Source organism: Enterobacter sp. DTU_2021_1002640_1_SI_PRY_ASU_LCPMC_013 (assembly GCF_032389435.1).
In the GTDB taxonomy this organism is placed as follows: domain Bacteria; phylum Pseudomonadota; class Gammaproteobacteria; order Enterobacterales; family Enterobacteriaceae; genus Enterobacter; species Enterobacter hormaechei_C.
In genome coordinates this window covers 3616589-3641877 of record NZ_CP135594.1, presented here as the reverse complement: position 1 = coordinate 3641877, position 25289 = coordinate 3616589, and the positions used below count along the sequence as shown (strand labels likewise).

Sequence of the window (25289 nt, the reverse complement as noted above, 5' to 3'; positions counted from 1 at the left end):
TATTACAGAATGCGGCTGATGAGGCGGTCGATACGGATCCGACGTAGACGGCGAATCAGCTTGCGAACTTTCACCGGATAATCAGCGATGCTTTGCAGATCGCGATAATGACGAACTACGGTGGTATGCGTGCGTATAAGCTCCAGCTCACGATCGCGTTTCGCGGCTAACGCATGCTGAGGATCGTGAATAAGGATGGCGTTTTCCAAATCCAGACGCCAGGCGCGTGGGTTGAGATTATTACCGGTCAGCAGCATCCACTCATCATCCACCCACATTCCTTTGAGGTGATAGCTGTTGTCTTCATCTTTCCAGAGACGCACAACTAGCTGGTCCGTGTTCACATAGTACTGTAAACGGCTCAGGAAGCGGCGCAGGTTAATCTCATAGAGATAAGGCAGTGCGCCGATGATCTTGAAAGGCTGATCTTCCGGAATGAAAAAGTCATTTGCCGTTTTATCCCCGACAATAATTTCCACCTTTTTACCATCACGCAGCAGCTGAATGATATTACGCACCAGAACGGCGGGAAGGTTGAAGTACGGGGTACAGATGGTGAGCTTATGCTCCGCGCACGGCATCAAATGGAAGATGGTCTTGTTCAGCAGGCTGGATTTTCCCAGGCCTACCAGAGGCGTAACGGACAGTTCTTCATTACTGGCATCCCCCTGAAAACGATAAACCGCATCGCGCAGTTCCTGGCGGAAGGAGCGAACGTCGTTTTTGATTTCCGGGCTTTTCGGACGATGAGGATCGTCAAGACGGTGCACACCCCGGCCATGAACCAGGTTTTTATCAACCCAGTTGAACATGATGTCGGCCATCTGCGGATTGCGGATCAGATGGTAGCGATCGTAACGGTATTTATCGAGCTGATGGAGATACACATCATTCAGGCTGGCACCGCTATAAAGGACGCTGTCATCAATGATAAATCCTTTAAAATGAAGAACGCCAAGCGCTTCACGGGTATTCACCGGTACGCCATACACCGGGATATCAATACCCGGATTTTCCTGGGCCGTGCGGCAATACCAGTCAGCATTGGTATTCGAGGCAGCCGCACCAATACGGCCGCGCTGAGCACGGTGCCAGTCAACCAGCACGCGAACATCCAGTTCCGGACGCTGACGTTTCGCTTCATAGAGCGCGTTCAGGATCGCACGCCCACCTTCATCTTGTTCAAGATAGAGCGCCACAATGCAAATACGTCGCGTAGCGCTGGCAATCTTTTCAAGAAGCGTCTCCCGGAAATGAGCGGGAGCATAAAAGAACTCTACATCATCAACTGACTGAGAAATCTTCGGTAGTTGAGCAAGGTGTTGTTGATGTTTATTACGCTTAAATTTTGACAACATCACAGTGCGTTTCTTCTCTGTTCATTGAAGGGTTGTCTGTACCAGGCAAACAACATAAGCGGACAATGATACCCCAGTGCCGCGAAAAGTGGGTAACATTTCCAGCAGCTTACTCTTGTTTATCCGTCGAAATCAGGCTGAGGGACAGAGAGACAATGCCTTCATCCAGCTGGATATCAACGTCAAAACCGAGCTTACGCGCCAGGGTCACCATACCCCGATTGTTTGGCATAGTAATGCCATTCAGGCGTGACAATCCGTGATCGCGCGTATAACCAATAAGTTTTTCGAGCAGCCGTCTGCCCAACCCCAAACCCTTAAGATCGGAACGCACCAGTACGGCAAACTCCGCATCCACGTTATCCGGGTCGGAAATGGCACGCGTCACGCCGAGGATCTCCTCTTCCGCTCCGGAACGGCGGACCGCCACAATCGCCATTTCTCGATCGTAGTCGATCTGGGTCATATTGGCTAAATCGTCGTGGGTAAATTCATTGATTTCGCTGAAATAGCGATAGTACAAATCTTCCTTCGTCACCTGCGAGATGAACGCCCGCAGCAGCGGCTCGTCTTCCGGCAGGATAGGGCGAAACAGCGCCCGTTCCCCATTTTTCATCTCCACCCACTCTTCCAGATGAAGAGGATAAGGACGAATGGCGAGACGGCTTTCCCGATCACCGATAAAGGGCGCAATATCCAGCGTCACGTCCAGCGCGGTAAATTCATTTCCGGAGGCAAGAAGGGGGTGGATATCCAGGCGCTGGATCTCCGCACAGTCAACAATGAGGTTTGAGACCTTCACCAGAAACTGGCTTAACCCGGCGATATCAAGCGGCCGCAGAGCGCTTCTCCCGCGGATTTTTTTGCTTTTGATGGCCTGAATAATCAAATAACGCGCCAGGTTCATGTTTAGAGGAGGAAGCGCGACAACCGCCTGTTCTTCTGGCCGCCACTCAACGCCGCCTTCACCCAGCATAATGAGCGGACCAAAAACCGGATCGTGTTCGACAACCACGCGCAGCTCCTGCGCACCCGCACGGTTGGCCATGCTCTGCACCAGCAGGCCGTGGATCCGGGCCTGTGGCCACGTCATTTTTACGCGATCGATAATGGCATCCGCGGCCTGTTGCACTTCTGTCGCGGTGCGCAGATACAGCATGACGCCCTGCACATCCGATTTGTGCGGAATATCGGGAGAGCGCAGCTTCAGCGCGACCGGATAACCAATCTGCTCAGCGATATGTACCGCCTCAGCGCTGTCGCCGGCAATCCAGGTGGGCAGGGTTTGCATCCCATAGCTGCCAAGAATGGGTTGCACCTCATGTGTATCAAGAGAAGTGGCGCCCTCTTCGATGGCCTGCTGCAAAAGCCTGTGCACATCCACCGAATTTGCGGTGAGATTGCCCGGCAGAGCAGGCGTTTCACGCAGCTGCTTCTGGTTGCGGCGGTATTCAACCATATGCATAAACGCGGTAATGGTGCCCTCCGGGGTACGGTAGGTTGGCAACCCGGCTTCACTAAACAGACGCCGTGCCTCCTGCGAGGAGAACTCGCCGCACCAGTTGGTCAGCAGTGTAACGTATTTGCCGCGGGGATGGTTTCGGACCGCCTCAATCAGCGCTCGCGCACTTTCGCTGCCTGGCGCAACCGCGCTGGGCGAATGGATAATCATCAGCGCATCAAAGTCCTGGCTATCCAGCAAAATCGTGATCGCCTTAATGTAACGATCGCTGCTGGCATCATCGCGCAAATCGAGGGGATTATCGGGAACAACGCTTCCCGGTAACGCGTCCCGCAGGCGCTGTAGCGTCTCTTCACCCAGCGTGGCCAGCTTGCCGTTGCGTAGCCAGAGCTCGTCCAGCGCCAGGGCGGCGGGAGCGGCACCGTTGCTGACAATCATCAGCTTTTCACCGCGCAGGGGGCGCATGTGGCTTAACGTTTCGACGGCGGAAAAAAGCTCGTGCGTATCCTGTACCCGCAGTAGACCGGCGCGCTGGATCGCTGCATCCCATGCGGGATCCATCCCGGAACGGGAATGTAGCAGGCGCTGAGCCGCGGGGCTGCGCCCGCTTTTGATGACCAGTATCGGTTTATTACGCGATGCGCTACGCGACGCCGACACAAAACGACGGGCGTCGCTCAGGTGTTCAAGGTAGAGCAGGATAGCGCTGGTTTTGCTGTCACGCGCCAGGAAATCCAGCAGCTCATCGACGTCAATGTCCAGGCTGTCGCCCAAAGCGATGAAGTAGGAAAAGCCCATCTCACGCTGCTGCGCCCAGTCGAGGATGGTATTGGATACCGCAGCCGACTGCGAAATAAAGGCCAGTTTGCCTTTACGGATCGGAACCGGGGAAAAACTGGCATTCAGCCCTTGCCAAGGCGCAAGCAGACCGAGGCTGTTTGGACCAAGAATGCGCATCTGGTAGCGGCTGGCGCAGGCTAGCAGTTCGGGCTGCTGTTCAGGAGGCGAGGAAAGAATAATGCAGGTTTTACAGCCTTTCTGACCGAGCGACTCAAGCAGTTCGAGGTTTCGTTTCGCATGCGTGCAGAGCACGGCGAGGTCGGGAACGAAAGGCAGGCTCTGCACATCCGGCCACGCCAGTACCCCCTGTACCGCCTTATAAGCGGGCGTAACGGGCATGACCGGGCCGTTAAACCCGCCAGCCAGCAGGTTACGCATCATCAGATACCCTGCGCGGTCCGGTTTCATCGAGGCGCCAATAACGGCAATGGATTTCGGACGGAGTAGCGCTTCTAACCCTCTCTGGCTCATGCAGGCCTCCCGTGAATGCAAGCGACCTGATGATTTTAAACGCTTTCTGTCTCTGTTGCTGTGACGCTACCCTTATGAACGGTTTTTCCCGCAAGATAACGTTCACGGAAGCAGGAGAAGTGGGAGCCCAGCGCGCCGGCTGCCTGGGTATCGCCCGCCAGATCCAGTAGCGCAATAGCGACTTCAGCGGTGCAATATTGACCGTCGGCATGCGCTTCACGCAAGCGATAGGCCGAAACGCGCGACAGATCGACGGAAATCACCGGCAGCGCATCAAGGTAAGGGCTTTTGCGAAACATCTTTCTCGCTTCGGTCCAGGTGCCGTCGAGCATAATAAACAGCGGCGGCTTACCGGATGGTGGCGCCGTAAGCACCTGACGTTGTTCGCCTGCATATGATGCCGGGAAAACGACCATGGGCTGATAGTCCGGGCTTGCCACCAGGTCGAGCAGAGCCTGAGGTGGCTCAGTGCGCGACCACTGAAACGCTGCGGTGTTGGGCAGAATATCGGCGATCAAACGCCCCGTGTTGCTGGGCTTCATCGGTTCGGTATCGAACATGACCAGACAAAAGCGGCTTTTCGCCTCGCTCGGTGCAAGCGTTTCGCACAGACACACTTTCAGCGGTAAAAGGCAGCGCTGGCAGCGGCGAATACGATTGCCTCGGGCCAGAAAAGGGCGGGTGGCGCGCGCAAGGCGCTCGGCGCGTAATTGAAGTACAGCGTTATCAGTCATGGGCGAAAAGGCAGGAAAAACCCCATTTTCGCAGAGGAGAGAACGGGGCACAAGATATGCCCCGTGAATGTTACAGGGATTCGTTTAACCAGCTGTCGAAAGGCGCTTTCGGTACTGCACCATTGAGCATATCGATCACTTCACCATTTTTGAAAATCATAATGGTTGGAATGCTGCGAATGCGAAAACGGGCGCTGAGTTCACGTTCCGCTTCGGTATTCACTTTGACAAAACGCATTTTCCCGCTGCGCTCTTCAGCCACGTCTTCGAAGATGGGCGCAAAGTTACGGCAGGGGCCGCACCACGGTGCCCAGAAATCGACCACAACAGGCAGATCGTCCTTGAGGAGTTTGTCCAGCGTAGCACCCGTCGCGTTAATGACATCGCCATCAAATAATTCGTGGCCACAACGCCCGCATTTCGCACCGTCATCCATCCGGTCGTCCGGAATGCGGTTTACAGCCTGACAGTTGGCACATACGGTATTCATAACTAACCTCTGATAGAGCCGTGGAACAACGGCAGAACGCCGATAATGTTTCTGATATGTTACATATTATCAGTGAGCTTGTATGAAACGACAATGCGTTTTATTCAATGGGAACAATAGTCACAGGCTTTTGTACGAAATTATGGCTATGAGCTTGCACATCGGGTAATCTGCGCGCTTCGCGCAGCGCTGGTGGAGAAAAGCATGAACGACGAAATGAAAAACAAAAGCGGCAAGGTCAAAGTGATGTATGTCCGCAGTGATGATGACTCTGATAAACGCACCCAAAATCCGCGTACCGGAAAAGGTGGCGGGCGTCCGGCGTCTTCTCGTGCAGACGGTGGCCGTCGCCCCGCCCGCGATGACAGAAATAACCGCGGCGATGACCGCAAACGTGATGACCGTAAGCGTGACGATCGCAAACGCGATGATTTTGTCCGTGACGGTGGATCGCCATGGCGTACCGTTTCTCGCGCGCCCGGTGAAGAGGCGACCGAAAAAGCCGATCACGGCGGTATCAGCGGAAAAAGCTTTATCGATCCGGAAGTGCTGCGTCGTCAGCGTGCGGAAGAGACCCGTGTCTACGGTGAGAACGCCTGTCAGGCCCTGTTCCAGAGCCGCCCGGAGTGTATCGTTCGTGCATGGTTTATTCAGAGCGTGACCCCGCGCTTTAAAGAAGCGCTGCGCTGGATGGCGGCGAACCGCAAAGCCTACCACGTGGTTGACGATGCCGAGCTGACAAAAGCGTCCGGGACTGAACACCACGGCGGCGTCTGCTTCCTGATCAAAAAACGTAACGGCACTACCGTGCAGCAGTGGGTCAGCCAGGCGGATATCGATGACTGTGTGCTGGCGCTGGAAGATGTGGGTAACCCGCATAACCTGGGCGCTATGATGCGTAGCTGCGCGCACTTTGGCGTGAAAGGCGTTCTGTTGCAGGATGCCGCGCTGCTGGAATCCGGTGCAGCAATCCGTACCGCGGAAGGCGGTGCAGAGCATGTTCAGCCGATCACTGGCGACAGCGTGCTGGAAGCCCTGGAGCAGTTCCGTAAAGCGGGCTACACCATTGTCACCACCTCAAGCCGTGCCGCTACGCCGCTGTTTAAAGCGACGTTGCCGCGCAAAATGGTGCTGGTGTTAGGTCAGGAGCGTGATGGTCTGTCTGATGCGGCACTCTCCAGCGCTGACCTGAGCGTCTCTATCGACGGCACTGGCAACGTTGAAAGCCTGAACGTATCCGTTGCGACCGGCGTGCTGCTGGCGGAATGGTGGCGTCAGAACAAGGCATAAGCCTTTTATGTGCCGGGCCTGACCCGGCACATTCAAACCCTACTCGCTCTCTGCCGGTAACACAGGCATCCAGTCAATCGGCTTTTCGCCACGCTTTTCCAGCCACTCATTCGTCAGAACAAAATGATTACTGCCAAAGAAACCGCGATGCGCAGACAGCGGCGACGGGTGCGGTGCCTTCAGCACGTGATGACGCTGACGATCGATAATCGCCCCTTTCTTTTGGGCATGCGAACCCCAGAGTAAAAACACGACGCCTTCACGATGCTCATTGATCAGGCTGATAACCTTATCGGTAAAGGTTTCCCATCCCAGACTGGCGTGGGAGTGTGCCTGACCCGCCCGGACAGTTAATACGGTATTCAGCAACAGCACGCCCTGGCGCGCCCAGCTTTCCAGATAACCGTGATTAGGGCGGGTGAAACCAGGAATCGTTCCTTCCAGCTCTTTATACATATTCAGCAGAGAAGGGGGGATGGCCACGCCCGGACGCACGGAAAATGCCAGTCCGTGAGCCTGCCCGGGGCCGTGGTACGGATCCTGCCCCAGGATAACCACCTTTACATCACTCAGTTCGGTGTAGCGGAAGGCGTTAAACACATCTTTCTGCGGCGGATAAATTGTCTGGCCGGCCTGCCGTTCAGCCGCAACGGTACTGAGGGTGTTAATAAAATAGGGCTGCTGCTTCTCTTCTGCCAGCACGTCATGCCAGGTTAAAGGTGTTGTCATCTCGCTCTCCTGCGAATCTCATTCTGTGTCTAGCTTACCTGTTAAACCCCAATGAGCAAAATTACCCGCGGAAAAGCAGGCTAAGTGACTCAATTTATGTTGAAAACCAGGCAGAGTAAGTTGAATTGGTAAACCTTTAAAATTGATCTAAAACAAAAAATACAGACCACACTCTTTGTGTGGTTGGCGGTTTTGTTGATTTAAATCAATAAATCACCCGGGTCTGAATGTTATATATACACACAACAAACAATGGTTTTACCAATTGGCCGCAAAAGGCCAGCATCAGTTAATGTAGCCTGAGGGAGGCAACACATGATTACAGGTATCCAGATTACTAAAGCTGCAAATGACGATCTGCTGAACTCTTTCTGGCTGCTGGACAGCGAGAAAAACGAAGCGCGCTGTGTAGTAGCGAAAGCAGGTTTTGCGGAAGACGAAATCGTTCCGGTGAGCAAACTGGGCGAAATTGAATACCGTGAAATTCCAATGCAAGTGCAACCAGAAGTACGCGTGGAAGGCGGTCAGCACCTGAACGTTAACGTCCTGCGTCGCGAAACGCTGATGGATGCCGTTGAGCACCCGGAAAAATACCCGCAGCTGACCATCCGTGTGTCTGGCTATGCGGTGCGTTTCAACTCTCTAACCCCGGAACAGCAGCGCGACGTTATCGCGCGTACCTTTACTGAAAGCCTGTAAGGTTTCAGCTTCGGGGGTGGAATAAAAAAGCCGGGAATATCCCGGCTTTTTTTTACTCTTCCGTTTTTGTCTCTGGCGCAGCAGAGCTTGGCTTACGGCGCTTACCAATATTTTTGGTATCGCGGTGGCGCTGTTTAACGCGCGGCTTCTCTTTTTCTTTCTCTTTTCTCTCAGCACGTTTCGCGAGCGCTTTCTTGGACGGTTTGCCCGTCATTTTTTCACTCGGCGCACGTGTGGTCGGACGAAGCCCGTCAATCACGCGAGCTTTCAGCGGCTCCTCAACGTAGCGGCCAATTTTCTGTAGCAGCAAATGGTCGTGCGCTTCTACCAGAGAGATAGCAATACCTTTGCGGCCCGCACGGCCGGTACGACCAATACGGTGCAGGTAAGTATCACCGCTGCGCGGCATATCAAAGTTGATCACGTGGCTCACGTCCGGGATGTCGATCCCGCGCGCGGCAACGTCGGTGGCAACCAGCACATTCACGCGGCCATCGGTCAGGCGCTTGATCCCTTCAGTACGCTTAACCTGCGCCATTTCACCTTCGAGATAGCAGTTGTTAATGCCGGCGTTGCGCAGCATTTCTGCCAGCTCATGCACGCGCTCACGTTTGCGTACGAAGACGATGGTACGGGTTGCCTCTTCCTGCTTCAGCAGGTGTTTCAACAACTCAACCTTATGCTCAAGGTTATCTGCGCGGTAGTACCACTGGTGGATCTTCTTACGCTCACGGGTCGATGGCGTAGCGGACACTTCCACCGGATCTTCCAGCAGACGTTCGGCGAAATCTTTAATCGCATCCCCTTCAAGGGTTGCCGAGAACAGCATTGTCTGATTACGCCAGCGCGTTTCACCCGCGATGTGTTCGATATCCTGGGCAAAGCCCATGTCCAGCATGCGGTCAGCTTCATCGAGAATCAGCGTTTCCACCGCGCGGCAGTCGAAGTTCTCTTCTTTTATGTATTGCAGCAGACGGCCTGTCGTCGCGACAACGATATCCTGGTTTTCGCTGAACACTTCGGCGTGGTTCATATACGCTACGCCGCCGGTGATGGTCGCGATATCCAGATGGGTGTTCGCCGCCAGCTCACGCGCGTGTTCGGCAACCTGCATCGCCAGTTCACGGGTCGGGGTCAGGATCAAAATGCGCGGCGGGCCTGATTTTTTACGCGGAAAGTCGAGCAAATGCTGCAACACAGGCAGCAAGTAGGCTGCTGTCTTCCCCGTGCCGGTTGGCGCAGAACCGAGCACATCGCGGCCCTCAAGCGCAGGCGGAATGGCCGCGGCCTGAATGGCGGTCGGGCGTGTAAAGCCTTTGCTCTCAAGGGCATTGAGCAGGCTTTCATCGAGTTCAAGTTCGGAAAAAGTCGTTACAGTCATGTTCTACCTCTGTGTGGGGCGCTGATTATAGACGTTACGGCTGTAATCTTCATCTGTTTGTATGGATATCGCTTTTCGACCACTTCGCTTTCCCCTATGCTACTCCAGTTTCACTCAGAAGGTTGCCCTGACATGTCTCAACTCAAAGCGCAGTTGCGCCGCGATGGTTTTACGTTTAAACAGTTTTTTGTGGCGCACGATCGTTGTGCGATGAAAGTCGGTACAGACGGTATTTTACTGGGGGCATGGGCGCCTGTCGCAGGTGTAAAACGCATTCTGGATATTGGTACGGGCAGCGGACTTCAGGCGCTGATGCTGGCGCAGCGAACGGAAGAACACGTCACGATCGACGCCGTTGAGCTTGATCCTCAGGCGGCCCGGCAGGCAAGTGAAAACGCTGCCGACTCTCCGTGGGCAGATCGCATCAGGGTAGAATGCGCCGATGTCCTGACCTGGGCGCCGGAGCAAACCGCGCGTTACGATTTGATTGTCAGCAATCCGCCGTATTTCACGCCAGGCGTGGAATGTGGAACGCCAGAACGCGAGCAGGCACGTTACACCGGCTCGCTCGATCACAAGGCGCTACTGACCAGTGCGGCGGAGCTCATCTCGGAAGAGGGATTTTTCTGCGTGGTCTTGCCTGAAAGCACGGGTAATACCTTCATTGAAATCGCACGGGGGATCGGCTGGAATCTGCGTCTTCGTACCGATATTTCGGATACGGAAGGACGCTTACCGCACCGCGTGTTGCTGGCGCTCTCGCCGAAAGAGGGGGAGTGCTTTATCGACAGGATGGTCATTCGTGGGCCAGACCAGCGTTATTCCGAAGATTACACTGCCCTGACCCAGGCCTTTTATCTGTTTATGTGAACCTGCGGCGTCAACACCGACGGGCCGGACATTTCAAGCGGTTCGGGATAGTCCAGCGTATAATGCAGGCCACGGCTCTCTTTGCGCATCATCGCACAGCGCACAATCAACTCGGCAACCTGCACAAGGTTGCGCAGCTCCAGCAGATTATTAGAAACGCGGAAGTTGGCGTAATATTCATCAATTTCCTGCTGCAACATCTTGATGCGGCGTAACGCGCGTTCCAGACGCTTCGTTGTGCGTACAATCCCGACATAATCCCACATGAAAAGCCGCAGCTCGTGCCAGTTATGCTGGATAACCACCAGTTCGTCCGGGTTTTCTACCCGACTTTCATCCCATGCCGGCAGGAGTGTTGTCGGACGTGCATAGGGCATGCGTTTACTAATATCTTCCGCAGCCGACCACCCATACACCAGACACTCCAGCAGCGAGTTTGAGGCCATGCGATTCGCACCATGCAGGCCGGTGTAGCTGACCTCGCCGATCGCATACAAACCATCCACGTCGGTACGACCATGATCGTCAACCATCACCCCGCCACAGGTATAGTGTGCGGCAGGTACAATCGGCACCGGATCGCGGGTTAAATCAATACCCAGACTCAGCAGCTTTTCATAAATCATAGGGAAGTGCTGGCGAATAAAGTCTGCCGGTTTATGGCTAATGTCCAGATACATGCAGTCGACGCCAAGCCGCTTCATCTCGTGGTCAATGGCGCGGGCCACGATATCCCGCGGGGCAAGTTCACCTCGGGGGTCGAAGTCCGGCATAAACCGGGAACCGTCCGGACGCTTCAGATACGCGCCTTCGCCGCGCAACGCTTCAGTTAACAGGAAGTTACGTGCCTGCGGGTGGAACAGGGCGGTAGGATGGAACTGATTAAACTCCATATTCGCCACGCGGCAGCCTGCGCGCCAGGCCATGGCGATACCGTCTCCGGAGGCGATATCCGGGTTAGTCGTGTACTGGTAAACCTTGGAGGCGCCGCCGGTCGCCAGCACAACGGCTTTTGCCTGGCAGGTTTCCACCTTCTCTTTATTCCGATTCCACACCCATGCGCCGACAACACGGCGCGTGCCGGGCAGGCCAATCTTATCGGAAATAATCAGGTCGACGGCGTTGCTGCGCTCCAGCACCCGAATATTAGGATGGCTGAGGGCTTTGCTGACCAGCGTGGTTTCAACCGCTTTTCCGGTTGCATCAGCAGCGTGCAGAATACGGCGGTGGCTGTGCCCGCCTTCACGGGTCAGGTGATAGCTCTCTTCACCATTAGGCTGAACCTGCGTATCAAACAGCACGCCCTGATCGATAAGCCATTGCACGCAGTGGCGGGCATTGCTGGCGACAAACTCTGCGGCATGCTCATCCACGATCCCGGCACCGGCAATCAGGGTGTCTTCTACGTGCGAGGCTATACTATCCGTTTCATCAAACACGGCGGCAATACCGCCTTGTGCATAGAAGGTGGAACCTTCGCTCATCGGCCCTTTACTCAGCACGATTACGTTCTGATGTTCCGCCAGGCGCAGCGCGAGGGAGAGGCCGGCAGCACCGCTGCCGATGATCAGTACATCACAATGAAGTTCAGGCGTCGTGTTCATGATGTTTGTTTAATTTACTAAACATGATGTGGGGAGAATAGCATTGTGATGCGAGATATCGCACGTTTTTTTTGATGTGTGTTGCAATGACTAAACGGAAGGCCAGAAGTTAAATCTGCGCTAAATGGCCGGAAATATTTTGCGAAGCAGATCGTTAGCTTCAGATTTTGTGGTGAAATAAAGCCTGTGTTGCGTTACTCTTCTGACGATAAAGTTGATGATTCTTGTCAGAAAGCGGGTGCGTATCGTGAACAGACTTATAATGAGAGAAAATGAACGGTCTGCGGCGCGATGAACAAAAACAAAGGCGTTACGGAACTTATTGAAGAACAGACACTCTAATTCGGTGCTTGCTCAAAGTGCAATGTTGTTAGAGTGGCGTTTCGATAACGCGTGGAATTTGGTTTGGGGAGACATTACCTCGGATGAGCGAGCAGTTAACGGACCAGGTCCTGGTTGAACGGGTCCAGAAGGGAGATCAGAAAGCTTTTAACCTACTGGTGGTGCGCTACCAGCATAAGGTAGCGAGTCTGGTTTCCCGCTATGTACCGTCAGGCGATGTTCCTGATGTGGTGCAAGAGTCTTTTATTAAGGCCTATCGCGCGCTGGATTCATTCCGGGGGGATAGTGCTTTTTATACCTGGCTGTATCGTATTGCAGTCAATACGGCTAAGAATTATTTGGTTGCTCAGGGCCGTCGTCCGCCTTCAAGTGATGTCGACGCTATCGACGCAGAAAACTTCGAAAGTGGCGGCGCGCTGAAAGAAATTTCGAACCCTGAGAACTTAATGTTGTCAGAAGAACTGAGACAAATCGTTTTTCGCACGATCGAGTCGCTCCCGGAAGATTTACGCATGGCAATTACGTTACGGGAGCTGGATGGCCTAAGCTATGAAGAGATAGCCGCCATCATGGATTGTCCGGTCGGCACGGTTCGTTCACGAATTTTCCGTGCGCGAGAAGCCATTGATAATAAAGTTCAACCGCTTATCAGGCGTTGACGATAGCGGGATACTGGAAAAGGTATTAGGCATGCAGAAAGAAAAACTTTCCGCTTTAATGGATGGTGAAACGCTGGATAATGAGCTGCTCGATGAGTTGTCTCATTCTCCCGAAATGCAACAGACCTGGGAGAGCTATCATCTTATCCGCGACTCTCTGCGCGGTGATACCAGCGAGGTTCTCCATTTCGATATCTCAGCACGCGTTATGGCGGCCATTGAGAACGAACCTGTTCATCAGACCACGCCGCTGATTCCTGAAGCGCAGCCTGCACCTCACCAATGGCAGAAAATGCCGTTCTGGCACAAGGTGCGTCCATGGGCCAGCCAGCTCACCCAAATGGGGGTCGCTGCGTGCGTATCGCTTGCAGTTATCGTTGGGGTCCAGCACTATAATACTCAGTCTGAAGCTAATCAGCAGCCTGAAGCGCCAGTGTTCAATACGCTGCCGATGATGGGTAAAGCCAGCCCGGTTAGCCTGGGCGTACCGGCAGATGCCTCCGCAAGCGGCGGACAGCAACAGCAGGTACAGGAGCAGCGTCGTCGCATTAATGCGATGTTGCAGGATTACGAGTTGCAGCGTCGTCTGCACTCCGAGCAGCTTCAGTTTGAGCAGGCCCAAACCCAGCAGGCTGCTGTGGAGGTGCCAGGAAACCAAACTTTAGGAACGCAATCGCAGTAATGAAGCAACTTTGGTTCGCCATGTCTTTGATGGCGGGTAGCCTGTTCTTCTCTGCTAACGCCTCGGCTGATGTTTCATCCGGGGCGTTGTTGCAGCAAATGAATCTGGCCAGCCAGTCACTCAATTACGAGTTGGCATTTATCAGCATCAATAAGCAGGGTGTCGAATCGTTACGCTATCGCCACGCCCGCCTTGATAACCAGCCGCTCGCCCAGCTTTTACAGATGGATGGCCCGCGTCGGGAAGTGGTCCAGCGTGGGAACGAAATCAGCTATTTCGAGCCAGGCCTTGAGCCGTTTACGCTCAATGGTGACTACATCGTTGATTCCCTGCCGTCGCTCATTTACACCGATTTTAAACGTCTCGCCCCCTACTATGATTTTATCTCGGTGGGGCGAACGCGTATTGCCGACAGGCTGTGCGAAGTGATCCGCGTTGTTGCGCGGGATGGGACACGTTACAGCTATATCGTCTGGATTGACGCAGAGACGAAGCTGCCGATGCGCGTTGATCTGCTCGATCGCGACGGTGAAACGCTGGAGCAGTTCCGCGTGATCTCCTTCGATGTGAACAGTCAGGTTGGCAACAGCATGCAGAATCTGGCCAAAGCCAGCCTGCCGCCTTTGCTTTCCGTACCTGCCGGCGACTCTGTCAATTTTAACTGGGTACCATCCTGGATCCCGCAAGGGTTCAGCGAAGTTTCCAGCAGCCGTCGCCAGCTCCCAACCATCGAAACTCCGGTTGAGTCGCGACTCTATTCCGATGGGCTGTTTAGCTTCTCGGTGAATATTAATCGCGCTACGGCGAACAGTTCCGAACAGATGCTCCGTACCGGTCGCCGGACGGTCAGCACGACGGTGCGCGATAATGCGGAAATTACCATTGTTGGTGAATTACCGCCGCCAACGGCAAAACGTATTTCAGACAGCATTAAATTCAGGGCTGCGCAATGATTAAAGAGTGGGCCACAGTCGTATCCTGGCAGGATGGCGTAGCGCTTGTCAGCTGTGACGTTAAAGCATCATGCAGCAGCTGCGCTTCGCGAGCCGGTTGCGGCAGCCGCGTGTTGAATAAGCTGGGGCCGCAAACGTCGCACACTATTGCTGTGCCGAGCGATCAGCCGCTGGTGGCAGGGCAAAAAGTGGAGCTGGGCATCGCTGAAGGTAGCCTGCTCACTTCCGCCATGCTGGTTTACCTTTCTCCGCTGGCAGGTCTGTTCGTGATGGGCGGGGTTTTCCAGATGCTGTTTGGCACAGATTTGGCCGCCATGTGCGGGGCCGCGTTGGGCGGCGTGGGCGGGTTCTGGCTTGCTAAAGGCGTTTCCCCAAGGCTTGCCGCCCGGGAAGCGTGGCAGCCCGTCATCCTCAGCGTTGCACTGGCACCCGACCAACTTCGTGTTGAGACGCTCTCTTCTGAGGCCCGGTAATCTGCCGGGCTTTATTATTATTTACATCGCAATAAAGAAAACGCCGTCTCTTCGCGCTATACCTGGCTCTAAGTGCATTTCCAGCTGACGAGGATGTAGTGTAGAATGCTGCGTTTTCGCACTGAAAAACGTCAGGCTAAGAACAGCGGCCTCCAGGAATTCGTAAGGCATAATTATTTAACTATATGAAGAACATACGTAACTTTTCGATCATTGCTCACATTGACCACGGTAAGTCGACGCTGTCTGACCGTATTATCCAGATTTGCGGTGGCCTGTCTGATCGTGAAATGGCAGCCCAGGTTCTGGACTCCATGGACCTGGAACGCGAACGCGGTATTACCATCAAAGCGCAGAGCGTGACGCTCGACTATAAAGCTTCCGATGGTGAAACCTATCAGCTGAACTTTATCGACACCCCAGGGCACGTTGACTTCTCTTATGAAGTGTCACGCTCGCTGGCGGCCTGCGAAGGCGCGCTGCTGGTGGTGGATGCCGGGCAGGGCGTAGAGGCCCAGACGCTGGCAAACTGCTACACCGCCATGGAAATGGATCTTGAAGTGGTGCCGGTTCTGAATAAAATCGACCTGCCAGCCGCCGATCCTGAGCGCGTAGCGGAAGAGATTGAAGACATCGTCGGTATTGATGCGACCGATGCAGTGCGCTGCTCGGCGAAAACCGGTGTCGGTGTTCCGGACGTACTGGAACGTCTGGTGCGTGATATTCCGCCGCCGGAAGGCGACCCGGATGCGCCGCTACAGGCGCTGATCATCGACTCCTGGTTTGATAACTACCTCGGCGTTGTCTCGCTGGTGCGTATTAAAAACGGCACCATGCGTAAAGGCGACAAAATCAAGGTCATGAGCACCGGCCAGGTCTACAACGCTGACCGTCTGGGCATCTTCACGCCAAAACAGGTTGACCGTACCGAGCTGAAATGCGGCGAAGTGGGCTGGCTGGTCTGTGCAATTAAAGACATCCTCGGCGCGCCAGTAGGCGATACCCTGACCGGCGCACGTAACCCGGCAGATAAAGCGCTGCCAGGCTTCAAAAAGGTGAAACCACAGGTTTATGCGGGTCTGTTCCCGGTCAGCTCTGACGATTACGAAAACTTCCGCGATGCGCTCGGAAAGCTGAGCCTCAACGATGCCTCCCTGTTCTACGAGCCAGAAAGCTCAACGGCGCTGGGCTTCGGCTTCCGCTGTGGCTTCCTCGGTCTGCTGCACATGGAGATCATTCAGGAACGTCTGGAGCGTGAATACGATCTGGATCTGATCACCACCGCCCCGACGGTTGTCTACGAAGTAGAAACCACCTCGAAAGAGGTGATCTACGTCGACAGCCCGTCCAAGCTCCCGCCGCTGAATAATATTCAGGAACTGCGCGAGCCTATCGCAGAGTGTCACATGCTGCTGCCGCAGGAGTTCCTCGGTAACGTGATCACCCTGTGTATTGAGAAGCGTGGCGTGCAGACCAACATGGTTTACCACGGTAACCAGGTGGCGCTGACCTATGAAATTCCGATGGCAGAAGTGGTGCTCGACTTCTTCGACCGTCTGAAGTCTACCTCCCGTGGCTATGCGTCGCTGGACTACAACTTCAAACGCTTCCAGGCCTCGAACATGGTTCGTGTGGACGTGCTGATCAACGGTGAGCGTGTGGATGCGCTGGCGCTGATCACCCACAACGATAACGCCCCGTACCGTGGTCGTGAGCTGGTTGAGAAGATGAAAGATCTGATCCCGCGTCAGCAGTTTGACATTGCGATTCAGGCGGCCATTGGTAATCACATCATTGCCCGTTCAACCGTGAAGCAGCTGCGTAAAAACGTTCTGGCTAAGTGCTACGGCGGCGACGTCAGCCGTAAGAAAAAACTGTTGCAGAAGCAGAAAGAAGGTAAGAAGCGTATGAAGCAGGTCGGTAACGTTGAGCTGCCGCAGGAAGCATTCCTTGCCATCCTTCATGTTGGTAAAGACGGTAACGGTAAATAACCTTAAGGAGTTGGCATGGCGAACATGTTTGCCCTGATCCTGGTCATCGCTACCCTGGTGACAGGTCTGTTGTGGTGCCTGGATAAGTTTATCTTCGCCCCAAAACGCCGTGAACGTCAGGCTGCCGCGCAGGCAGCCACGGGCGATGCGCTTGACGCGAAAACCCTGAAAAAAGTCGGCCCAAAACCGGGCTGGCTGGAAACAGGGGCATCGGTATTCCCGGTGCTGGCGATTGTGCTGGTGGTGCGTTCATTTATCTATGAACCCTTCCAGATCCCGTCAGGATCGATGATGCCAACGCTGCTGATCGGTGATTTCATTCTGGTTGAGAAGTTTGCCTATGGCATCAAAGATCCGATCTATCAGAAAACGCTGATCGAAACGGGTCATCCGAAACGTGGCGACATCGTGGTGTTTAAATATCCGGAAGATCCGCGGCTGGATTATATTAAACGCGCGGTAGGTCTGCCGGGCGATAAAGTGACCTACGATCCGGTGGCAAAAGAGGTGACCATTCAGCCAGGCTGTAGCTCTGGCACCGCATGTGAAAATGCGCTGCCAGTCACTTACTCCAACGTTGAGCCAGCTGATTTTGTGCAGACCTTCGCCCGCCGTAACGGCGGTGAAGCGACCAGCGGATTCTTCCAGGTGCCAAAAGGTGAAACCAAAGAGAATGGCATTCGTCTGGTTGAACGCAAAGAGACGCTGGGCGATGTTACTCACCGCATTCTGACCGTGCCCATCGCACAGGATCAGCTGGCAATGTACTACCAGCAGCCAGGCCAACAGCTGGCGACCTGGATTGTGCCGCCGGGACACTACTTCATGATGGGTGACAACCGCGATAACTCTGCGGACAGCCGTTACTGGGGCTTTGTGCCGGAAGCGAATCTGGTCGGTAAAGCAACCGCTATCTGGATGAGTTTTGAGAAGCAGGAAGGCGAGTGGCCGACCGGCGTTCGCCTGAATCGTATTGGCGGAATTCATTAATTTTCGCCAAAAATAACACGTAGCGGCTTTTATTCGCCGCTACGTGAATTATTTCAGCGATAAATCTCTTTGAACTAACGACATCCCCTGTCGTTGTGTATAGAATATTCCCCCGAAGTTTAAGGTTGGCCCTGCAAGGGTGCCACGGCACACGAAACCGCGTTGGTTTTCTCAGGTCGGTTTCGTGTGCTGCATTTTTGACGCATTCATTTATTGGTATCGCATGAACCCCATCGTAATTAATCGGCTTCAACGGAAGCTGGGCTACACTTTTCATCATCAGGAGTTGTTGCAACAGGCATTAACCCATCGCAGTGCCAGCAGCAAACATAATGAGCGTCTCGAGTTTTTAGGCGACTCTATTTTAAGTTTCGTGATTGCAAATGCGCTTTATCATCGTTTTCCGCGTGTGGACGAAGGTGATATGAGCCGCATGCGCGCCACGCTGGTGCGCGGCAATACCCTCGCTGAAATCGCACGCGAATTTGAGCTGGGTGAATGCCTGCGTCTGGGGCCAGGTGAGCTGAAAAGTGGTGGTTTCCGTCGTGAATCCATCCTTGCCGATACGGTCGAGGCATTGATCGGTGGCGTGTTCCTGGACAGCGATATCCAGACCGTAGAAAAGCTGATCCTTAACTGGTATCAGACCCGCCTGGACGAAATCAGCCCGGGCGATAAACAAAAAGATCCTAAAACGCGTCTGCAAGAATATTTGCAGGGTCGTCATCTGCCGCTGCCATCCTATCTGGTGGTGCAGGTGCGTGGCGAAGCCCACGATCAGGAATTTACCATCCATTGCCAGGTCAGTGGCCTGAGTGAACCGGTGGTCGGCACGGGTTCAAGCCGTCGTAAGGCTGAACAGGCTGCCGCCGAACAGGCGTTAAAAATGCTGGAGCTGGAATGAGCATCGACAAAACCTATTGCGGATTTATTGCCATCGTCGGACGTCCGAACGTTGGCAAATCCACCCTGCTGAATAATCTGCTTGGGCAGAAGATTTCTATCACCTCGCGTAAGGCGCAGACCACGCGTCACCGCATCGTCGGTATCCATACTGAAGGCGCGTATCAGGCGATCTACGTCGATACACCGGGCCTGCACATGGAAGAGAAGCGCGCCATCAACCGTCTGATGAACAAGGCGGCGAGCAGCTCCATTGGCGACGTAGAGCTGGTGATTTTCGTTGTGGAAGGCACCCGCTGGACGCCGGACGACGAAATGGTCCTGAACAAGCTGCGCGACGGCAAAACGCCGGTGATCCTCGCAGTCAATAAAGTGGACAACGTGCAGGAAAAAGCCGATCTGCTGCCGCACCTGCAATGGCTGGGCAGCCAGATGAACTTCCTGGACATCGTCCCGCTGTCTGCGGAAACGGGTCTGAACGTTGATACCATCGCGGGTATCGTGCGCAAGCATCTGCCGGAAGCGACTCATCACTTCCCGGAAGACTACATCACCGATCGCTCTCAGCGTTTTATGGCGTCTGAAATCATCCGTGAGAAGCTGATGCGTTTCCTGGGCGCTGAACTGCCGTACTCTGTGACGGTGGAGATCGAGCGTTTCCAGAGCAACGAGCGTGGCGGCTACGATATTAACGGTCTGATCCTCGTTGAGCGTGAAGGGCAGAAGAAGATGGTGATCGGCAATAAAGGCGCCAAGATCAAAACTATCGGAATCGAAGCCCGTAAAGACATGCAGGACATGTTTGAAGCACCGGTTCACCTGGAACTGTGGGTGAAAGTGAAATCTGGCTGGGCCGATGATGAGCGTGCGCTGCGCAGCCTCGGTTACGGCGAAGATCAGTAACCTAAGACGACGAGCATATGGATGGATGGCAGCGCGCCTTTGTCCTGCATAGTCGTCCCTGGAGCGAAACCAGCCTGATGCTGGACGTCTTCACGGAAGAGTCCGGTCGCGTGCGCCTTGTTGCCAAAGGCGCACGTTCCAGACGTTCTAATCTGAAAGGTGCCTTGCAGCCTTTCACCCCGCTGCTGGTCCGCTTTGGCGGGCGAGGGGAAGTCAAAACCCTGCGCAGTGCTGAAGCCGTCTCCCTGGCGCTTCCTCTTTCTGGTATCACGCTCTACAGCGGTTTGTATGTTAACGAACTCATCTCACGGGTTCTTGAACATGAGACCCGCTTCTCTGAACTTTTCTTTGATTACCTGCACTGTATTCAGGCACTTGCTGGCGCAACCGGCACCCCTGAGCCTGTTCTGCGTCGTTTCGAACTGGCGCTGCTCGGGCACCTTGGTTACGGCGTCGATTTTCTGCACTGTGCGGGAAGCGGAGACGAGGTAGAAGACACCATGACCTATCGCTATCGTGAGGAAAAGGGCTTTATTGCCAGTGTCGTCGTCGATAACAGCACCTTTACCGGGCGCCAGCTCAGAGCACTGTATGAACGCGAGTTCCCGGACGCCGACACTCTGCGTGCGGCAAAACGCTTTACCCGAATTGCGCTCAAGCCGTATCTTGGGGGCAAACCTTTAAAGAGCCGCGAATTATTCAGGCAGTTTATGCCGAAACGCTAATGTTTTACCCCTCACCCCAGCCCTCTCCCGGAGGGAGAGGGAGAAGGTAAATGAACAAAAATACCGAGGATTGTCATGGCTGAATTACTGTTAGGCGTCAACATCGATCACATCGCCACGTTACGTAATGCACGCGGTACCGCGTATCCCGATCCGGTTCAGGCGGCGTTTATCGCTGAACAGGCTGGCGCCGACGGCATTACCGTTCACCTGCGTGAAGATCGTCGCCACATCACCGACCGGGACGTGCGCATCCTGCGTCAGACGCTGGACACCCGCATGAATCTGGAGATGGCGGTCACCGAAGAGATGCTGGCGATTGCCTGCGAGACCAAACCGCATTTCTGCTGCCTGGTTCCGGAAAAGCGTCAGGAAGTGACCACCGAAGGCGGTCTGGATGTGGCCGGGCAGCTCGACAAAATGCGCGATGCCTGCAAACGCCTGGCGGATGCCGGTATCCTGGTTTCTCTGTTTATCGACGCCGATTTCACCCAGATTAAAGCCGCTGCCGACGTGGGTGCGCCGTATATTGAAATTCACACCGGCTGCTATGCCGATGCCGAAAACGATGCAGCGCAGGCGAAAGAGCTGGAGCGAATCGCCAAAGCGGCAACCTACGCCGCGAGCCTGGGACTGAAGGTTAACGCCGGACACGGCCTGACCTATCACAACGTAAAAGCCATCGCTGCCCTGCCGGAAATGCACGAGCTGAACATCGGCCACGCTATTATTGGCCGTGCGGTGATGAGCGGTCTGAAAGAAGCGGTTTCCGAGATGAAGCGTCTGATGCTGGAAGCGCGTCAGTAATGGCTATTCTGGGCTTAGGCACCGACATCGTTGAAATAGCCCGCATTGAAGCGGTGATCGCCCGGAGCGGCGATCGCCTCGCAAGACGCGTGCTGAGCGATAACGAATGGGCTATCTGGGAGACGCATCAACAGCCGGTGCGCTTTCTGGCAAAGCGTTTCGCGGTAAAAGAGGCGGCGGCGAAAGCGTTCGGCACGGGCATTCGTAACGGCCTGGCGTTTAACCAGTTTGAAGTGTTTAACGATGAGCTGGGTAAGCCACGTCTGCGTTTATGGGGCGAGGCGCTTAAGCTGGCGGAAAAGCTGGGCGTGGCGCACATGCACGTAACGCTTGCAGATGAACGCCACTACGCCTGTGCGACGGTGATCATCGAGAGTTAAATTTTGTCCGCATGGTGCATCAGGACAAACTTATCCCACAGCTGTTCTTCGTTCTCGACGTGTGCCGGATCTTTTAAGATCGTATTGGGAATGGGGCACACCTTCTGGCAGGTCGGCGTCTCATAGTGGCCGATGCATTCGGTGCAGCGGTCGCTGTTAATCTCATAAATGCTGTCGCCCATCGAAATCGCCTCGTTCGGGCATTCGGGTTCGCACATATCGCAGTTGATGCATTTTTTGGTGATTAACAGCGCCATCAGGAAATTCTCAGAAACATCACAAACAGGGCGGGCATTATACGCTCATTCGTTGTTCAGACCAGTTTTTTTACCAGCTCTTCGCTGTGACGAATACGCTCTGGCGCACGCTCCAGATCCTGCTGAACCAGCGCCATAAACAGCAGGTCCGTCAGCATCATCTGCGCACTCGTCGACGAAATCGCCGCACTGCGAGTGGCCTGTTCCTCGGCGATGGTATACAGACAGCGGGTGGCCCGCTGCTGGAGCGCATTCGGGCTGAAGCCAGTAATCGCCAGAATTTTTCCTCCTACGCGCAGGGCTTCGTCGGTAGCCATATTAATTTCACGGCGCTCGCCGGAATAGGAGATGGCCAGCAGTAAATCGTCAGGATCCATGGCCTGCACGGTCGCCAGCAGCGCGTGCATATCCTGTTCAACGATGGCGTTATAGCCGATTTTTGTCAGCTTCCAGCCAAAGTTACGCGCAACCAGTCCGGAGGCGCCGATCCCGGTCAACACAATACGCCGCGCGTCGCGAAGCATGGCTACGCTTTCCAGCAGCTTCTCTTCCGTGTTCACATCCAGCGTGGCATGCATTGCCGCCACGTTCTCTTTGATCAGCTTTTCGCCGACCAGACGCATCGGATCGTCGCCGCGGATCTGGTTATGCACCGGCATTGACTGCGGATTAGGGTTGCTTACCAGTGCTTCACTGATCGCCAGTTTTAGCGCCGGAAAGCCTTTATAGCCTATCTTCTGGGCAAATTTCACCACGCTCGACTGGCTCACCCCGGCTTCGCCTGCCAGCTGCTGGGAGCTGAGGTGTCGCGCGCGATCGGGCTGGGAAAGTAAATAATCCGCCAGCTTTTTGTCACTCTGGGCAAACCCTGCGTAGCGCTGGCGAATACGAATTAAACAGTTCATACGGTCTCCTGGCGAAAATGTGATTACCCGCGCAAATACGAATTTTGCTCGCCTGAATGAATTTTATATTCCATTATAGTGCGTTTATTATGAATTAAAAATTCCAGAGGTAAATAACATGAATCTAGGCTCTCTTGTTTCTGAAACGCGTAACCCGCAAACCATGGATCTTGATGCACTGTCCACGCTGGAGCTGGTAAACCGCTTTAATCAACAGGATACCCTCGTCGCGCTGGCAGTCAAAGAGACATTGCCCGAGGTGGCGAAAGCCGTAGACGCCGCTGCCGACGCTCTGAAAGCAGGAGGACGCATTATTTACATGGGGGCGGGTACCAGTGGGCGCCTCGGTGTGCTGGATGCCTCAGAATGTCCCCCGACCTTTGGCGTTCCGCACGGTCTGGTCGTTGGCCTGATTGCCGGTGGCCCCGGCGCGCTGCTGAAAGCGGTGGAAGGGGCAGAAGACAATAAACAGCTTGGGGAAGACGATCTCAGGGCGCTGAACCTGACCGCGCAGGATCTGGTCGTCGGGCTGGCGGCTTCTGGTCGTACGCCGTACGTCATTGGTGGGCTGGAATACGCCAGACAGACGGGATGTACCACGGTGGCCATCTCTTGTAACCCGGGTTCGCCGATTGCGCAGGTGGCCGCCATTGCCATCTCTCCGGTCGTCGGGCCGGAAGCGCTCACCGGCTCCACGCGCCTGAAATCGGGAACCGCGCAGAAGCTGGTGCTCAATATGATCTCCACCGGCGCGATGGTGAAATTTGGTAAGGTCTACCAAAACCTGATGGTGGATATGCAGGCCACCAACGTCAAGCTGGTGGACAGAGCCTGCCGCATGGTGATAGAGGCGACAGGGGCAGGTCGGGAAGAGGCGGAAGCGGTACTCAAACAGACCGATTACGACGTTAAACCCGCCATTCTGATGATATTAACCGGGCTGGATGCAGCCGCGGCCAGAGCCAGGCTCGAAGCCCATCACGGGTTTTTACGGGCGGCATTAGAACACCAATAAGAGGCGTGTATGGACAAAACAGCAGCGCTCGCCAGCGACATCCTGCTTGGGATCGGTGGGGAAAAAAATATTCAGCGTCTGGAAAACTGCATGACGCGTGTACGCGTCGAGGTGCACAACGACGAAAAGCTTGATTTAACGCGCCTAAAGCAGCTCCCCGGCGTGAGCGGGTACGTTAAACAGGGGCAACAGCACCAGCTGATTGTCGGTCCGGGCAAAGCGGCGCAGGTGGTTGATGCCATGCGCGCCCTGATGACGGGCAGTGAAACGGCTCCCGCCTTTGACGACGCGGAACGCACCAAAGCGCAGGCGAAAGCCAAATACAAAGCCCCCATGAGCGATGCGCTGCGCCAGCTGGCAAACGTCTTTATTCCTCTGATCCCGGCGTTTATCGCATCGGGGCTGATCACCGGGATAATCAATATCCTCAAGCGTCCGGATATTGTCGGGAATTTCGCCACCCAGTATCCGAACCTGCTGGGTATTCTGGCGATTTTCGGCAGCGCGGTGTTTGCCATCATGAACATTCTGGTGGGGGTAAACACGGCCAAAGTGTTCGGCGGCTCGCTGGCGATGGGCGGCGTAATGGCGGGTATCCTCTCCAGCCCGCAGCTGGCGCAGATTACGCTGTTTGGCGAGGCGCTTCAGCCAGGCCGCGGTGGGGTGATTGCCGTGCTGCTGGTGGTCATTCTGATGTGCTGGATCGAGAAAAAGCTGCGCGCGGTGCTGCCCGGCTCGATTGAACTGATCCTCAACCCGCTGCTGACCACATTGATTACCGGGAGCGTGGCGATTGTGGCGCTGCAACCGTTAGGCGGCGCGATCTCTGAAGCCATCGCCCACGGCGCGTCTCTGGCGATCGATCGCGGCGGGCTGCTGGTGGGGGCCGTGCTGTCCGGGACCTTCCTGCCGTTAGTGCTGACCGGTCTGCATCAGGGGCTGGTGCCGATCCATGTCGAACTGGTACAGGCGCACGGCTATAACGCACTGCTGCCGATCCTGTCGATGGCGGGCGTTGGGCAGGTCGGCGCGGCCATCGCGGTGCTGATGAAAACCCGCAACGCGCGTCTGAAAAAGGTTATTAAAGGGGCGCTGCCGGTCGGGTTACTCGGTATCGGCGAGCCGCTGATTTTCGGCGTGACCTTGCCGCTGGGTAAGCCGTTCCTGGCCGCCTGTCTCGGTGGCGCGGTGGGCGGGGCGTTAATCAGCTACTGGAAAGTGGCGACCGTCATTACCTTCGGGATCTCCGGTTTACCGCTGGCATTAACCATCGTAACCGGAAAAGTGATGCTCTATCTGTTAGGCTATCTGGTAGCGGTGATCGCCGGGTTCCTGTTTACCTGGCTGTTAGGATTCAACGACCCAGAGGAGTAAGG

25 protein-coding genes are annotated in these 25289 nt (G+C 55.0%); 16 read left to right on the top strand and 9 right to left on the bottom strand.

Annotated elements, in window-relative coordinates:
• Window positions 1–2 precede the first annotated feature (2 nt).
• From pssA to trxC, 4 genes are all read right to left on the bottom strand, one after another.
• Window positions 3–1358: a CDP-diacylglycerol--serine O-phosphatidyltransferase gene (gene pssA, locus RS584_RS17345; protein ID WP_026094276.1), complete on the bottom strand. Its 1356-nt coding sequence runs from the start codon at window positions 1356–1358 to the stop codon at window positions 3–5.
• A gap of 109 nt (window positions 1359–1467) precedes the next feature.
• On the bottom strand, window positions 1468–4131 hold the full coding sequence (locus tag RS584_RS17335; protein WP_315748381.1) for a GNAT family N-acetyltransferase: 2664 nt from the start codon (window positions 4129–4131) through the stop codon (window positions 1468–1470).
• A gap of 35 nt (window positions 4132–4166) precedes the next feature.
• Entirely contained in the window at window positions 4167–4865 is a 699-nt protein-coding gene (gene tapT / locus RS584_RS17330) for a tRNA-uridine aminocarboxypropyltransferase (protein WP_015572132.1), read from the bottom strand.
• A 70-nt stretch (window positions 4866–4935) separates the two neighbouring features.
• Entirely contained in the window at window positions 4936–5355 is a 420-nt protein-coding gene (gene trxC, locus RS584_RS17325) for a thioredoxin TrxC (protein WP_032649129.1), read from the bottom strand.
• Window positions 5356–5559: 204 nt separating this feature from the next.
• Here trxC and RS584_RS17320 point away from each other — a divergent pair, with 204 nt between their 5' ends.
• Complete coding sequence (locus RS584_RS17320) at window positions 5560–6645, top strand: tRNA/rRNA methyltransferase (protein ID WP_315748380.1); 1086 nt, start codon at window positions 5560–5562, stop codon at window positions 6643–6645.
• Window positions 6646–6684: 39 nt separating this feature from the next.
• Here the strand turns inward: RS584_RS17320 and ung are convergent, their stop codons facing one another.
• Window positions 6685–7374: a uracil-DNA glycosylase gene (gene ung, locus RS584_RS17315; RefSeq protein WP_003860729.1), complete on the bottom strand. Its 690-nt coding sequence runs from the start codon at window positions 7372–7374 to the stop codon at window positions 6685–6687.
• A 315-nt stretch (window positions 7375–7689) separates the two neighbouring features.
• On the opposite strand from ung, the gene grcA reads away from it, so the two are divergent.
• On the top strand, window positions 7690–8073 hold the full coding sequence (grcA, locus tag RS584_RS17310; protein WP_003860727.1) for an autonomous glycyl radical cofactor GrcA: 384 nt from the start codon (window positions 7690–7692) through the stop codon (window positions 8071–8073).
• Between the two features lie 52 nt (window positions 8074–8125).
• On the opposite strand, the gene srmB is transcribed toward grcA, so the two are convergent.
• Window positions 8126–9454 carry an ATP-dependent RNA helicase SrmB gene (gene srmB / locus RS584_RS17305; protein WP_017383554.1) on the bottom strand — a complete coding sequence of 443 codons (1329 nt, stop codon included), beginning with the start codon at window positions 9452–9454 and terminating at the stop codon, window positions 8126–8128.
• Between the two features lie 132 nt (window positions 9455–9586).
• Here srmB and trmN point away from each other — a divergent pair, with 132 nt between their 5' ends.
• Complete coding sequence (trmN, locus tag RS584_RS17300) at window positions 9587–10324, top strand: tRNA(1)(Val) (adenine(37)-N(6))-methyltransferase TrmN (RefSeq protein WP_040117999.1); 738 nt, start codon at window positions 9587–9589, stop codon at window positions 10322–10324.
• Here trmN and nadB read toward each other — a convergent pair.
• Window positions 10309–11928 (bottom strand): L-aspartate oxidase, encoded by a 1620-nt coding sequence (nadB, locus tag RS584_RS17295; protein WP_315748379.1) that lies wholly within the window; start codon window positions 11926–11928, stop codon window positions 10309–10311. The genes trmN and nadB overlap by 16 nt on opposite strands.
• Window positions 11929–12353: 425 nt before the next feature.
• On the opposite strand from nadB, the gene rpoE reads away from it, so the two are divergent.
• The 11 genes from rpoE (at window position 12354) to acpS (ending at window position 21736) form a co-directional block, all read left to right on the top strand.
• Window positions 12354–12929 (top strand): RNA polymerase sigma factor RpoE, encoded by a 576-nt coding sequence (gene rpoE / locus RS584_RS17290; protein ID WP_006176728.1) that lies wholly within the window; start codon window positions 12354–12356, stop codon window positions 12927–12929.
• Between the two features lie 31 nt (window positions 12930–12960).
• A complete protein-coding gene (gene rseA / locus RS584_RS17285) occupies window positions 12961–13611 on the top strand; it encodes an anti-sigma-E factor RseA (protein WP_315748378.1) in 651 nt (216 codons plus the stop codon).
• On the top strand, window positions 13611–14564 hold the full coding sequence (gene rseB / locus RS584_RS17280; RefSeq protein ID WP_003860717.1) for a sigma-E factor regulatory protein RseB: 954 nt from the start codon (window positions 13611–13613) through the stop codon (window positions 14562–14564). The genes rseA and rseB overlap by 1 nt, the downstream gene beginning before the upstream one ends.
• The gene (gene rseC / locus RS584_RS17275) at window positions 14561–15037 is read left to right on the top strand and encodes a SoxR-reducing system protein RseC (RefSeq protein WP_006811609.1); all 477 of its coding nucleotides are present in this window, start codon (window positions 14561–14563) and stop codon (window positions 15035–15037) included. Before rseB ends, rseC begins: the two co-directional genes overlap by 4 nt.
• A gap of 185 nt (window positions 15038–15222) precedes the next feature.
• The gene (lepA, locus tag RS584_RS17270; RefSeq protein ID WP_003860714.1) at window positions 15223–17028 is read left to right on the top strand and encodes a translation elongation factor 4; all 1806 of its coding nucleotides are present in this window, start codon (window positions 15223–15225) and stop codon (window positions 17026–17028) included.
• A 15-nt stretch (window positions 17029–17043) separates the two neighbouring features.
• Entirely contained in the window at window positions 17044–18018 is a 975-nt protein-coding gene (gene lepB, locus RS584_RS17265) for a signal peptidase I (protein ID WP_006811565.1), read from the top strand.
• Window positions 18019–18241: 223 nt separating this feature from the next.
• Entirely contained in the window at window positions 18242–18922 is a 681-nt protein-coding gene (rnc, locus tag RS584_RS17260) for a ribonuclease III (protein ID WP_003860711.1), read from the top strand.
• Window positions 18919–19824 (top strand): GTPase Era, encoded by a 906-nt coding sequence (era, locus tag RS584_RS17255; RefSeq protein ID WP_003860709.1) that lies wholly within the window; start codon window positions 18919–18921, stop codon window positions 19822–19824. Before rnc ends, era begins: the two co-directional genes overlap by 4 nt.
• 17 nt (window positions 19825–19841) lie before the next feature.
• Complete coding sequence (gene recO, locus RS584_RS17250) at window positions 19842–20549, top strand: DNA repair protein RecO (protein WP_015572142.1); 708 nt, start codon at window positions 19842–19844, stop codon at window positions 20547–20549.
• Window positions 20550–20624: 75 nt separating this feature from the next.
• The gene (pdxJ, locus tag RS584_RS17245) at window positions 20625–21356 is read left to right on the top strand and encodes a pyridoxine 5'-phosphate synthase (RefSeq protein ID WP_015572143.1); all 732 of its coding nucleotides are present in this window, start codon (window positions 20625–20627) and stop codon (window positions 21354–21356) included.
• A complete protein-coding gene (gene acpS / locus RS584_RS17240) occupies window positions 21356–21736 on the top strand; it encodes a holo-ACP synthase (RefSeq protein WP_023295169.1) in 381 nt (126 codons plus the stop codon). The genes pdxJ and acpS overlap by 1 nt, the downstream gene beginning before the upstream one ends.
• Here acpS and RS584_RS17235 read toward each other — a convergent pair.
• On the bottom strand, window positions 21733–21993 hold the full coding sequence (locus RS584_RS17235; RefSeq protein WP_003860704.1) for a YfhL family 4Fe-4S dicluster ferredoxin: 261 nt from the start codon (window positions 21991–21993) through the stop codon (window positions 21733–21735). The two genes, acpS and RS584_RS17235, sit on opposite strands and share 4 nt — an antisense overlap.
• Before the next feature lie 56 nt (window positions 21994–22049).
• A complete protein-coding gene (locus RS584_RS17230) occupies window positions 22050–22898 on the bottom strand; it encodes a MurR/RpiR family transcriptional regulator (protein ID WP_003860702.1) in 849 nt (282 codons plus the stop codon).
• A gap of 118 nt (window positions 22899–23016) precedes the next feature.
• Between RS584_RS17230 and murQ the strand changes: the two genes are divergently transcribed.
• Together murQ and RS584_RS17220 are read left to right on the top strand one after the other, a co-directional pair.
• Window positions 23017–23913, top strand: coding sequence for an N-acetylmuramic acid 6-phosphate etherase (murQ, locus tag RS584_RS17225; RefSeq protein WP_015572145.1), 897 nt, complete (start codon window positions 23017–23019; stop codon window positions 23911–23913).
• 9 nt (window positions 23914–23922) lie between these two features.
• Window positions 23923–25287 carry a PTS transporter subunit EIIC gene (locus tag RS584_RS17220; protein WP_315748377.1) on the top strand — a complete coding sequence of 455 codons (1365 nt, stop codon included), beginning with the start codon at window positions 23923–23925 and terminating at the stop codon, window positions 25285–25287.
• The last annotated feature ends 2 nt before the right edge of the window (window positions 25288–25289 follow it).